The 12,055-nt window shown below is 61.5% G+C and carries 13 protein-coding genes and 2 tRNA genes; 12 read left to right on the plus strand and 3 right to left on the minus strand.

Features of this window, described 5'->3' with window-relative positions; genetic code table 11:
• Positions 1-435: 435 nt before the first annotated feature.
• On the minus strand, positions 436-1,488 hold the full coding sequence (locus tag ACGLHR_RS47695; protein ID WP_400102731.1) for a hypothetical protein: 1,053 nt from the start codon (positions 1,486-1,488) through the stop codon (positions 436-438).
• A 107-nt stretch (positions 1,489-1,595) separates the two neighbouring features.
• On the opposite strand from ACGLHR_RS47695, the gene paaA reads away from it, so the two are divergent.
• From paaA to ACGLHR_RS47740, 9 genes are all read left to right on the plus strand, one after another.
• Complete coding sequence (gene paaA / locus ACGLHR_RS47700; RefSeq protein ID WP_400102732.1) at positions 1,596-2,600, plus strand: 1,2-phenylacetyl-CoA epoxidase subunit PaaA; 1,005 nt, start codon at positions 1,596-1,598, stop codon at positions 2,598-2,600.
• A 13-nt stretch (positions 2,601-2,613) separates the two neighbouring features.
• The gene (gene paaB / locus ACGLHR_RS47705; RefSeq protein ID WP_318237373.1) at positions 2,614-2,898 is read left to right on the plus strand and encodes a 1,2-phenylacetyl-CoA epoxidase subunit PaaB; all 285 of its coding nucleotides are present in this window, start codon (positions 2,614-2,616) and stop codon (positions 2,896-2,898) included.
• Positions 2,899-2,913: 15 nt separating this feature from the next.
• Positions 2,914-3,714: a 1,2-phenylacetyl-CoA epoxidase subunit PaaC gene (gene paaC / locus ACGLHR_RS47710; RefSeq protein WP_400102733.1), complete on the plus strand. Its 801-nt coding sequence runs from the start codon at positions 2,914-2,916 to the stop codon at positions 3,712-3,714.
• A gap of 6 nt (positions 3,715-3,720) precedes the next feature.
• A complete protein-coding gene (gene paaD / locus ACGLHR_RS47715; protein WP_400102734.1) occupies positions 3,721-4,278 on the plus strand; it encodes a 1,2-phenylacetyl-CoA epoxidase subunit PaaD in 558 nt (185 codons plus the stop codon).
• A 24-nt stretch (positions 4,279-4,302) separates the two neighbouring features.
• Entirely contained in the window at positions 4,303-5,391 is a 1,089-nt protein-coding gene (paaE, locus tag ACGLHR_RS47720) for a 1,2-phenylacetyl-CoA epoxidase subunit PaaE (protein ID WP_318237376.1), read from the plus strand.
• Between the two features lie 54 nt (positions 5,392-5,445).
• Complete coding sequence (paaN, locus tag ACGLHR_RS47725; RefSeq protein WP_400102735.1) at positions 5,446-7,134, plus strand: phenylacetic acid degradation protein PaaN; 1,689 nt, start codon at positions 5,446-5,448, stop codon at positions 7,132-7,134.
• A 205-nt stretch (positions 7,135-7,339) separates the two neighbouring features.
• On the plus strand, positions 7,340-8,665 hold the full coding sequence (gene paaK / locus ACGLHR_RS47730; protein ID WP_318237378.1) for a phenylacetate--CoA ligase PaaK: 1,326 nt from the start codon (positions 7,340-7,342) through the stop codon (positions 8,663-8,665).
• A gap of 137 nt (positions 8,666-8,802) precedes the next feature.
• Positions 8,803-8,878 (plus strand) — tRNA-Asn (locus ACGLHR_RS47735).
• 4 nt (positions 8,879-8,882) lie between these two features.
• Positions 8,883-8,958, plus strand: a tRNA-Gly gene (locus tag ACGLHR_RS47740).
• Positions 8,959-9,065: 107 nt separating this feature from the next.
• On the opposite strand, the gene ACGLHR_RS47745 is transcribed toward ACGLHR_RS47740, so the two are convergent.
• Complete coding sequence (locus tag ACGLHR_RS47745; RefSeq protein WP_400102736.1) at positions 9,066-9,506, minus strand: site-specific integrase; 441 nt, start codon at positions 9,504-9,506, stop codon at positions 9,066-9,068.
• A gap of 558 nt (positions 9,507-10,064) precedes the next feature.
• Between ACGLHR_RS47745 and ACGLHR_RS47750 the strand changes: the two genes are divergently transcribed.
• The 3 genes from ACGLHR_RS47750 to ACGLHR_RS47760 all read left to right on the plus strand — a co-directional run bounded on the left by ACGLHR_RS47750 (position 10,065) and on the right by ACGLHR_RS47760 (position 11,870).
• Positions 10,065-10,403, plus strand: coding sequence for an HU family DNA-binding protein (locus ACGLHR_RS47750; RefSeq protein ID WP_400102737.1), 339 nt, complete (start codon positions 10,065-10,067; stop codon positions 10,401-10,403).
• A gap of 268 nt (positions 10,404-10,671) precedes the next feature.
• Positions 10,672-11,289 (plus strand): hypothetical protein, encoded by a 618-nt coding sequence (locus ACGLHR_RS47755; protein WP_400102738.1) that lies wholly within the window; start codon positions 10,672-10,674, stop codon positions 11,287-11,289.
• A gap of 218 nt (positions 11,290-11,507) precedes the next feature.
• Positions 11,508-11,870: a hypothetical protein gene (locus tag ACGLHR_RS47760; RefSeq protein ID WP_400102739.1), complete on the plus strand. Its 363-nt coding sequence runs from the start codon at positions 11,508-11,510 to the stop codon at positions 11,868-11,870.
• On the opposite strand, the gene ACGLHR_RS47765 is transcribed toward ACGLHR_RS47760, so the two are convergent.
• Positions 11,864-12,055, minus strand: a 192-nt coding sequence (locus tag ACGLHR_RS47765) for a hypothetical protein (protein WP_400102740.1), incomplete at its 5' end; no start/stop codon positions are given. The two genes, ACGLHR_RS47760 and ACGLHR_RS47765, sit on opposite strands and share 7 nt — an antisense overlap.

A 12,055-nucleotide genomic window follows, 5' to 3' on the forward strand; every position in this document is an offset into this window, starting at 1 on the left:
GCTAGCCCAATCGTCGAGGTCATCGGTCTCAGTCACAGCTATTTGTCATGGTCAAAGAGGTCGACTGAAGTTAACACTGTCAGATTGTGTTTACAAGTAGCACTGCCTTATCGAGGACGCCGATTTGTGGGCAAACCTCAGCGCACGCGGGAGAGGGGCTGGGGGAGAGGGCGGGAGTCCCTACGAAGTGGAAGTCCTCACGCTATGCGAGCGCCCGCCCTCTCCCCCGACCCCTCTCCCACAAGTGGGAGAGGGGAGCAAACCGGATGGTTCGCAACTTTGTCAGCAGTCTCAGCCCGCCAGACCGGCGGGCTTTTTTTGTCTCCGGCAAACCGGGTTCGCAACCGGCCGGCGCCCAGACCATGTTGCAGCCCAGGGCAATGTAGCGCTGCTGTGCGTTCTGCCTGGCTTGCCTGCCTGGTCCCCGAACGGGAATCAGGGTGCCGCGCCGACCGGCATGATTGCCGTCGTATCGATCCGCTGAACCTTGCCCTGCTCTCGTACTTCCGTACGCAGCACGAAGCGCTCGCTTGGGCAATACCAATCTGTGATCTGCATGACCGAAGGCGTTGTCATGATCAGCGTATCGACGAGTTGCGTCGGCCCAAGCGAGGAACGCTTTTCGTAAGTGATCGGTATGCACTCCTTGCGGCCTAGCGCTGTTTCAATGATGCGGCGCCGTCCGACGCGGCGCGAGCCGATGGTGATCGTGGCGTGCGGGGCGCGCAGTTCGCCCACCTCCTCATCCGTTCCTCGCGCGTAGATCTTGAGCGTAACGCTGGAGTTGACCGTCTCGCCGCCAAGTATCGCGCCCTCGCGCAGATCGACACCCGCGTAGTTGATCACACCTTCGCCGATGCTTGTCGATGCGCCATAGAGCCGGGCATAGCGCGCTCTCGCATTGATCTCTGAGTGGACTTCGATGTGGATCGCCGATGGCGCGGCGAGCGGCGAGATGCTGACCAGGTCGCGTTGATCCGCGATGACTGGCGGCCCCATCAGCGCTGCGAGCGCGCTCTTCGAGTGAATATGGATAATCGCCTGACATCCCGCCGGCGTACTTTCTATCGGATCCTGGACCGTCGTAATAGACATCGGCATGGCGCCGCCTGCCTCCAGCTGCACTTTCGCGTTCGGGCGAGACCAGAGCGTTTCCCAGCAATTCGCGCTACCCGCCGGTGGCGACGCCTCGGTCGACGGCGGGGTCTCGGACGCGATTGGCGCGTCGGCCGCGGCCCACACCACCTGCGTGGCAGACAGGACAGCTGCGATGCCAATCGCGGCAAGCTCGCGCTTTACGCACACTTTCTTCCCCAGGGGGCAAACTTGCATTTTACTGCCCGGGTGCGGCATCAGGGGGAAGCAGGCCGTGCGTCGGGATTCCCGGCTGGGAGGCGGGCCTGCCCAACGCTGCATGAAGAAGAGGCTATCCCAGGGCAAATATGCCTCGCTCATCACGCCGTCTTTTTCAGGTAGCAAGTTCCTCATCGGCTAAGTCAATAATACTATCGCTTCATTAGTATCGATCTAAATAATAAATCAACCGGACGGTCGGTTTATAAATATACTGCGGCATCGGTTCACAGGAAATCGCCATGTACACCCAATCTCTTGATATCCCGGGCAACGCCCAGCCGCTCGAAACGGTGCAAGCCGACGTCTCGCCGGAGCAGGCGCATTTCGACGCGGTGATGGACGCTGACGGCAAGATCGAGGCGCAGGACTGGATGCCCGATGCGTACCGCAAGACCCTGATCCGCCAGATCTCGCAGCACGCGCATTCCGAAATCGTCGGCATGCAGCCCGAGGGCAACTGGATCAGCCGGGCGCCGAGCCTTAAGCGCAAGACCATCCTGCTCGCCAAGGTGCAGGATGAGGGCGGCCATGGCCTCTACCTGTACAGCGCGGCTGAAACGATGGGCGTGTCGCGCGACCAACTGGTCGATGCCTTGCACGCCGGCAAAGCCAAGTATTCGAGCATCTTCAATTACCCGACGCCCACCTGGGCGGACGTGGGCGTGATCGGCTGGCTGGTGGATGGCGCGGCGATCATGAACCAGATCCCGCTGTGCCGCTGCACCTACGGCCCGTACGCGCGCGCCATGATCCGCATCTGCAAGGAGGAGTCCTTCCATCAGCGCCAGGGCTTCGACGCGCTGCTGTCGATGATGAAGGGCACGCAGGCCCAGAAGGACATGGTGCAGCAGGCGGTGAACCGCTGGTGGTGGCCGGTGCTGATGATGTTCGGCCCCAGCGACAAGGATTCCATCCACAGCGGCCAGTCGTTCAAGTGGGGCATCAAGCGGATCTCCAACGACGACCTGCGCCAGAAGTTTGTGGACGCGACGGTCGAGCAAGCCAAGATCCTTGGCGTGACCCTGCCCGATCCGGACCTGAAGTGGAACGAGGCGCGCGGTGCGCACGACTACGGCGCGATCGACTGGGAAGAATTCTGGCGCGTGGTGAACGGCGACGGCCCGTGCAACAAGGAGCGCCTCGCCACCCGGGTGAAAGCGCACAACGATGGCGCCTGGGTGCGCGAAGCCGCGCTGGCCTACGCCGAGAAGCAAGCCGCCCGCGCCCATAAACAAGCTGCTTGAACAGGAGACGAAGATGAACAAGGAATGGCCAATCTGGGAAGTGTTCGTGCGTAGCAAGCAGGGCCTTGACCACAAGCATTGCGGCAGCCTGCACGCGCCCGATGCCAGCGGCGCGCTGCGCATGGCGCGCGACGTCTACACGCGCCGGCAGGAAGGCGTGAGCATCTGGGTGGTGCCCTCGGCCATGATCACGGCGTCCGACCCGGCCGACAAGGAGTCGTTCTTCGAGCCGGCTGGCGACAAGATCTATCGCCATCCCACTTTCTTCGTGCTGCCGCCCGAAATCGACCACATGTAAGCCGGGACCCAGAACATGACCACGCCCCAACATTTGTCCTACGTGCTGCGCCTTGCCGACAATGCGCTCATCCTCGGCCAGCGCAACAGCGAGTGGTGCAGCCAGGGCCCGGCGCTCGAGGAAGACATTGCGCTGGCGAACATCAGCCTGGACCTGATCGGCCAGGCGCGCCTGCTGTATTCGCACGCGGCTACCCTTGACGAAGCGCTGAACGGCACGCGGAAAACCGAAGACGGCTATGCCTACTTCCGCGAGGAGCGCGAGTTCGCCAACTACACCCTGGTGGAGCTGCCCCATTTTGGGCCGCTCGCCGGCACGGCGCGCGCTGAGCGCGATTATGCGGTCACGGTCACGCGCAACTTCCTGTATTCCGCGTTGATGGGGCACCTGTGGACGGCATTGCAATCGTCCACCGACACGGATCTGGCGGCCATCGCCGCCAAGTCGCTGAAGGAAACCCGCTACCACGTGACCCACGCGGCCGACTGGTTGATCCGCTTTGGCGATGGCACCGAGGAGTCGCACCGGCGCGCGCAGGGGGCACTGGATTACCTGATGCCGTACACCCGTGAGTTCTTCGCGACCGATGCGGTGGAAGCCGCGGTTGCGGCAGCCGGCATCGGCCCCCTGATGGCGGACCTCGAGCCCGCCTGGCAGGCAGACGTCGCCGCCACAGTGGCGCAAGCCACGCTCAAGCTGCCCAGCGAAGCGAAGCACATCACCACCGGCAAGCACGGCGAGCACTCGGAACACATGGGCTACCTGCTTTCTGAAATGCAGAGCCTTGCGCGCCAGCATCCCGGCGCCACCTGGTAGATCGAGATGAACGCTGCCGACATGCTGATGGAGTCCGACGCCATGCTGGAGCGCGCCTGGACCGTACTCGAAGCCGTACCCGATCCGGAAATTCCGGTGGTGTCGATTCGGGAACTGGGCATCCTGCGGGACGTGCGCCACGGCGCCGACGGCGCCCTCGAAGTCGTCATCACGCCAACCTATTCGGGATGTCCGGCGATGTCGCAGATTGCCGAGGATATCGAGCAGGCGTTGAACGCCGCCGGAATCCTTTCCCATCGCGTTGTCACCGTGCTAGCCCCCGCCTGGACCACCGACTGGATGACCAGCGAAGCACGCGACAAGCTGCGGCAGTATGGCATCGCGCCCCCGATGGGCAACTGCGGCGCCGACCACGCGCCGCAAGAAAAGACCATCCGCTTCGTGCCGCGCACCGCAGCCTACGCAGCCTACGATAGGCCCGCATGCCCGCAATGCGGCTCCGTGCACACCGAGCGCCTCGCGCAGTTCGGCTCGACGGCCTGCAAGGCACTGTACCGCTGCATCGATTGCCGCGAGCCGTTCGACTACTTCAAACCGTACTGAACCGTACTGACCTGGACCGACAACATGGCGACTCCGCAATTTCATCCGCTGCGTATCCGCGAGGTACGGCCCGAGACCGCCGATGCGGTGACCGTCTCGTTCGAGGTGCCCGAGGCCCTGCGCGACGCGTACCGCTTCACGCAAGGGCAATTCGTCACGCTCAAGGCGCACCTCGATGGCGAGGAAACCCGCCGGTCGTATTCGATCTGCGTGGGCGTCACCGACTATGACCGCGATGGCGAGCTGCGCATCGGCATCAAGCGGGTACGCGGCGGCAGGTTCTCCAATTTTGCCTTCGACACGCTGCAGCCCGGCCACGAGATCGAAGTGATGACGCCCGACGGCCGCTTCTTCACGCACCTGAACGCCGATCTGTCACGGTCCTATGTGGCGTTCTCGGGCGGCTCCGGCATCACGCCCGTGCTCGCGATCATCAAGACCACGCTGGAGACGGAGCCGACGAGCCGCTTCACGCTGGTGTACGGCAACCGCAGCGTCGACGCGATCATGTTTGCCGAAGAACTCGAAGACCTCAAGAACCGTTATATGAGCCGGTTCTCGCTGTATCACGTGCTGTCCGACGACCTGCAGGAAGTCGAGCTGTTCAACGGCGTGCTGGATCAGGAGAAGTGCCAGGCCTTCCTGTCCACGCTCACGCCCGCGGCCGAGATCGACGAAGCCTTCATCTGCGGTCCCGGCCCGATGATGGACGCCGCCGAGGCCGCGCTCAAGGCCGCCGGCGTGCCACCCGAGAAGGTGCACGTGGAGCGCTTTGGCACGCCGTTGCCGCAAGCGGGCGTGCCGCCCATCGAGATCACCGACGACACGCCGGCCGCGGATCTCGAGCTGATCATCGACGGCAAGAAGCGCAAGCTGCGGCTGCCGTATGTGGGCGTCAGCGTGCTGGACGTTGGCCTGAAAGCGGGCCTTGCATTGCCCTACGCCTGCAAGGGCGGCGTGTGCTGCACGTGCCGGGCCAAGGTCCTGGAAGGCGAAGTCAAGATGGAAAAGAACTACACGCTGGAGCAGCACGAGATCGACGACGGCTTCGTGCTGACCTGCCAATGCCATCCGGTCTCCGACCGGGTTGTCGTGAGCTACGACGAACGGTAAAACGACGCACAGCAAGCGCAGTACCGCAACCCTCTAAAAAATACGGCCCCCGCGATGAATCACGCCCTGTTTGAAAAACACGAGAAGACACTTGCCCACGCCCTGGACGCCATCCGGAACCGAGGCTACTGGAGCCCCTTCAATGAGATGCCCAGCCCGCGCACCTACGGCGAAACCGCCGCCGCCGACGGCGAAGCGGCATTCAAGGCGCAGCTCGGCCAGCCCTTTGGGCTCGATCAAACCGGCAGCAACGGCACGGTCGGCGCGGAGCATTCGCCATTCGGCTTCGCGCTGAATATCGGCTATCCCAACGCGGAGCCGGACGCGCTGATCGCGGCGGCACAAGCGGCGCAGGTGCAATATCGCAAGGCCGGCCCGAAGGCCTGGGTCGGCGTGAGCATGGAGATCCTGGCTCGGCTGAACCAGGCCAGCTTCGAGATCGCGCACAGCGTCATGCACACCACCGGGCAGGCGTTCATGATGGCCTTCCAGGCCGGCGGCCCGCACGCGCAGGATCGCGCGCTCGAGGCAATCACTTATGCGTGGGATGCCATGCGCGACATTCCGGAGACGGCGTACTGGGAAAAGCCGCAAGGCAAGAATCCGCCGCTCGCCATGGAAAAGCGCTTCACCGTCGTGCCGCGCGGGATCGGCCTGGTGATCGGCTGCTGCACGTTTCCCACCTGGAACAGCTACCCCGGCCTGTTCGCGGATCTGGCCACCGGCAATGCCGTCATCGTCAAGCCGCATCCCGCCGCGATCCTGCCGCTGGCCATCACCGTGCGTATCGCGCGGCAGGTGCTGGAGGAGGCCGGCTTCGACCCGAACGTCGTGACCCTGTTGGCTACCGCGCCCAACGACGGCGCGCTGGTGCAGTCGCTGGCCACGCGCGACGAGATCCGGCTCATCGATTTCACCGGCAGCACCGCCAACGGCGACTGGCTGGAGGCGCACGCGCTGCAGGCGCAGGTCTATACCGAGAAGGCGGGCGTCAACCAGATCGTGATCGACTCGGCGGACGAACTGAAGGCGGTGTCGCGCAACATCGCGTTCTCCCTCGCGCTTTACTCGGGCCAGATGTGCACCGCGCCGCAGAATATCTACGTGCCGCGCGATGGCATCAAGACGGCCGAAGGCACGGTGCCGTTCGAGGTGGTGGCCCAGTCCATCGCCGATGCCGTGCAAAAGCTGACGGCCGATCCCGCCAAGGCCGTCGAGCTGATCGGCGCGATCCAGAACAAGGGCGTGCTCGAGCGGATCGAGCAGGTAACAAAGCTGGGCGTGCCGCTCCTTGCCAGCCAGCGCCTGGTGCATCCGGCCTACCCGCAGGCAAGCGTCAGCACACCGGTCCTGCTGAAGCTCGACGCCAATCGCGACGAGGCGACATTTACGCAGGAATGGTTCGGCCCGATAGCGTTTGTGATCGCCACCGATTCCACCCAGCACTCCCTGGAACTCGCCGCGCGCATCGCTCGCACGCGCGGCGCGCTGACGCTGTCCGTCTACAGCACGGACGAACAGGTGCTCGATGCCGCTGACGAGGCCGCGGTGTCCGGTGGCGTTGCGCTGTCGGTCAACCTCACGGGCGGCGTGTTCGTGAACCAGTCGGCAGCGTTCTCGGACTTCCACGCCACCGGCGCAAATCCCGCGGCCAACGCGAGTCTGGCCGATACGGCGTTTGTCGCCAACCGCTTCCGCGTCGTACAAAGCCGGCGGCATGTGCCGCAGCGCGAGCCCGCATGATGTTTGCATGAGGCTTGCCGCCGAAGCCAAGGCATCCGGACGGCTTCGGGTCTCGAACTACCGATAGATCAGCACGTTGCCAACCTGGCGCGGCATGACGGCGAAGACCGTCGACGCGATGGCCAGGTTGGCAGGCTGCTGCGTGGCGCCCCCGTTCCCGCCACCGTCCAATCCAATTTCGCTGTGTCATTCTCAGGAGACAACCGTGGTCCAGCCAATTCCTCAACCGGGTGAACTCGAAGCCATCGAACTAGCCAGCCGCGACGAACTCCAGGCGCTGCAACTGGCGCGCCTCAAATGGTCGCTGCGGCATGCCTATGACAACGTGGCGCACTACCGCCGCGCTTTCGACGCAGCCGGGGTGCATCCGGACGACCTGCGCCAGTTGTCCGACCTGGCGAAATTCCCCACCACGTCCAAGCAAGACCTGCGCGACAACTATCCGTTCGGGCTGTTTGCCGTGCCCAAGGACGAGGTGGTGCGCGTGCACGCATCGAGCGGCACGACCGGCAAGCCCACCGTGGTGGGCTATACCGCGAAGGACATCGACACCTGGGCCAACGTGACCGCGCGCTCCATCCGTGCGGCGGGCGGCCGTCGTGGCGACACGCTGCACAACGCGTTTGGCTACGGCCTGTTCACCGGCGGCCTCGGCATCCACTACGGCGCGGAGCGGCTCGGCTGCATGGTCGTGCCGATGTCCGGCGGCCAGACCGAGAAACAGGTGCAGTTGATCCGCGATTTCGAGCCGTCGATCATTCTCGTCACGCCTTCGTACATGCTCAACCTGATCGACGAGATGGCACGCCAGGGCATGAACCCGGCGGAGTCGTCGCTGAAGATCGGCATCTTCGGCGCAGAGCCGTGGACGCAGGGCATGCGCGGCGAGATAGAGACCCGGGCCGGCATCCAGGCCGTCGACATCTACGGCCTCTCGGAGATCATGGGCCCGGGCGTGGCGTCCGAGTGCATTGAAAGCAAGGACGGCCCGGTGGTCTGGGAGGACCACTTCTATCCCGAGATCATCGATCCGGTCACCGGCGAAGTGCTGCCCGACGGCAGCCAGGGCGAGCTGGTATTTACCTCGCTCTCCAAGGAAGCCATGCCGATGATCCGCTACCGCACGCGCGACCTGACCGCGCTGCTGCCGCCGACATCGCGGTCGATGCGCAGGCTGGCGAAGATCACGGGCCGCTCGGACGACATGCTGATCATTCGCGGCGTCAACGTATTCCCGAGCCAGGTCGAGGAGCTGATTCTCGGCATTGCCCGGCTCAGCGGCAACTACCAGCTGTGCATCACGCGCGACGGACATATGGATTCGCTGTCCGTGTCGGTGGAGGCGCGCTCGGAGATCTGCGCCTCGCTGGCCGATAGCGAGCGCGCCCAGCTGGCACGTGAGCTGCAGCACCGGGTGAAGACGATGATCGGCGTTTCCACGGCCGTGCGCGTCCTGAATGCCGGCGAGATCAAGACCACCGCCACCGGCAAGGCGCAGCGCGTGCTCGACTTGCGGCACGTCAGCGCCTGAGACCGTAGCTGCGGGAGGCGCCGGAGCCGAGCGAGAAGCAAGCCAATCGCATCCGATTCACGCGCATCGCAAAAAAACTATTCAAAAACGCATAAGGCTGTTGTACAATCCGGCCTCCGTTTCAGAGCGGAACTTGTTCCCCGATAGCTCAGTTGGTAGAGCGCCGGACTGTTAATCCGTAGGTCCCTGGTTCGAGCCCAGGTCGGGGAGCCAAAAAGCGGGAGTAGCTCAGTTGGTAGAGCGCAACCTTGCCAAGGTTGAGGTCGCGAGTTCGAGCCTCGTCTCCCGCTCCAGTATTGCGAAACAAAAGTGGTGTGTCGCGAAAGCGCCCGCATCAGGTCCCTCTGCCTCCAGAGCGAGAGGTTGTCCGAACCTCTCTGGACTGTCAACATCCCATCTGCTACAGATGGGACACCAAATCCCGCATCTCATCGATATCGGGGTGGACATACTTCATCGTCGTATTGAGACTCGTATGTCCAAGCTGAATCTGAACAAGCTTCGGATTCTTCGTCGCTCGCATCAATTTCGTTCCGGTCGTGTGGCGGAAGCGATGGCAGGATGCAACTATCCCTTGTGTATTCCTGAGCTCGGCGAAGACGTCACGCAGATTCCATTCGCCCATGGCTTCTCGAGGGTCAGTCCGTTTCGCTCGAGTCCGAAACGGGCCGACATTGAAGACCTTCCAGTTTGGATTCGTTCGGCCGAGGTGCTTGCAGTATATTTTTCGATATGTTCCCAACTCGGAGAGTAAGGATTGGGGTACGGGAATGTCGTAGGATCGCCGGGTCTTGCTGGTTTCGGATCTGAGGTGAATAGTGCGTTGTTCGACGTCTATCACGCCACTCCAGGTTGAGAATTTGTCTTCTCCGCATGCCGGTGAAATAGAGCGTCTTGATGAAGGCCCTCCAGAACCAGATAGGTCGCATGCAAGGCGGCCACGGATGCTCTGGATGGTCTAGCAGCTGAAATAACAGGCTCAGCTTTTCCCTCTGAATTACCTTCGGCAGTTCATGATGCACAGGTGCCTTCCTGACGACGCGGAACGGGCTTGAGGCAACGACCCCGGTTTCCATGCCGTATTGGAAGATCGCAGAGAGATGCCGGTGTAACGTATTGTAAGTCGAAGCCGAAGTGCTCTTCATAACCTTGTTTCTGTAGTCAATGAGGTTATCAACACTCAATTCATTCACGTCAATATCGCCTACTTCTCGGATAAGGTGGGTAGTCTTCTCCCTGTAGGATTTCACTGTGTCTGGTGCCAGAATCTTGTTGCGAAGATACTCTTCCAAGAGTTTTGAGATCAACATTCTATTTTCCGATATTTGAAATATTGGTAGCCAATCTATCTAATAAATATGGATAGTTCAAATGTTGACAACGAGTAGGTGCGTTACACATGGCAACTGCAAAATCCTCCGCCAAGCCGCTGAAAGACACCTTCAACAAGTCCAGCCTGCAGGCGCACCTGGTTGCGCAGACCGAACTGGATGCGAAGACCGTGAAGACTGTCCTCGCTCATCTGGAAACGACCATCCTCAGCGCCGTGCACAAGAAGGGGGCTGGCGAATTCACCCTCCCAGGCCTGTTCAAGGTAGTGGCCACCCAGGTTCCCGCTACGAAGAAGCGCTTCGGTAAAAACCCGTTCACCGGCGAAGATCAGTGGTTCGCCGCAAAACCCGCGACTGTCAAAGTCAAGGTTCGCCCGCTGAAGAAACTCAAGGATGCCGCGCTGTAACGAATCAACCGTACTAAATTGAAAGCAAGGGAGCCCGTCGCGGCTCCCTTTTTGATAGTGCCCGGCGGAATTTTAGGATTGTAGCGTCGAGGTGGCGGGTGTGGCGAAGACGTAGTTCAGGGATCGGTCCGACGGCTGAATTCGGCCATAAAGGGACATCCGCCCTGGGTAGGTGCACCATCAATATTGTGATTAAAATGCCGCATTCAGATTTCATCTCGCCACCTTGATAGCACTCTTTGAAGGAACCATCAATCCTCCAGCGACCATGACGTATCCCAAGGCCCTCATTCGATACCTCGCAACTGAGACGGGTAAATCGGAAGACGATTGCTCGCGGGCGCTCGCCTCCGCAAAAGGCGACATCATGGCGGCTCACCGGCTGCTAAGTCCCGCCGTCGGCCTTCCCCCTTACCATCCTGCCTATTACTTGGGTCCCTTCAGACGAGTCGCCGACCCTGACCGCGATCTGCCGGTAAGAGAAAAGCCCCTGCCATGGGACCAATGGGACGATGAATACGTGATGGTGCGAGATATGGCCGGCCAGCGGTGTATCCCACCGTTTCGTGACACGAACGAACTCGGCGACATTCAGGGAAGCCTGTATTTCGCGTCCGGTTACCCTGACTGGGAGGATTGGGCAAAATTCGAAACACCAACCATCCAAGGATGTCTCATGGTGGTTGCAGACCGCATAAGAGACAAGCTCAAGCGCAACAAAATCCCCGCGCGTGGTGAACTGTTCAAGGTCGCATTGGACGCCGTCCAAGCAGCGCAGGACTTGTACTTCGACGGACGGTATGAGGCTGGCGGCGACGAGGTCTGGAAGGCGGTAAAAGCGCTAACTGAGGGAAATCGCCTGCGCAAGAAGGCTGCTGATTCCTGACAGGCAACGCCGTGTTGCCTTTGATTTTTGTGTTTGTCGTCAAATCCCCCAACCGCACTCGAAGGACTCGACTTGTACTGGACTCTTGCAGCGCACTTGTTGGCCGAAGTTCGCGGACTGCCGATTGGCACGCGAATCGGCTCGATCGAGATCCGTTGGGTCGATCCCGCTGCCACCTGTGGTCCCGACGGGTGTAACAGCATTCTCGGAAGAAAAACATGCGTAGGGCAGCAAATCTCGTACTGATTTCCTTTTTTATTGCCGGAGGGCCGCTCGCCGCCACTATGGATCCGCTATCAGCATTGGATGTCGGTACATACGCCGAAATATCGGCACGTCCCAACCCGAAACACTATGCGATTCAAGCCATTCCGTCCCTCGCGGCAATCCTTCTGTCCGTTGAGAAGAAGAAGGGCATACCGCTGACAAGGCCTGAAGTCGAAGCGCTACGAGACAAGATGAGCGTAATGGTGGTACCAGCGGATGCCGCAAAAGAAGTGGAAGCAAAGCGTGGATACAAAGATGTCGATCCAACCCGCGCCTGGGAGGAATGGCAACGACTTCGGACCCAACTTCAATGAAAGTGATGCTTCCCAGTGGCCGCCTGCAGGTAACGACAATCGACAATAGTCGTCTGGAAGGATCGACCGCACGAATGACCGTTTACGGTAGTGGTGACTGACCGTAGTGGGTCGGCAACGGCTGCATTGGGTCGGTAGCGATGCAGGTCAACCGCCGGTTCGACATGGTCCACCGTGCGTTCCGC

Origin of the sequence: Cupriavidus sp. CuC1, from assembly GCF_044627735.1 — a bacterium.
GTDB classification, from domain to species: Bacteria; Pseudomonadota; Gammaproteobacteria; order Burkholderiales; family Burkholderiaceae; genus Cupriavidus; species Cupriavidus ulmosensis.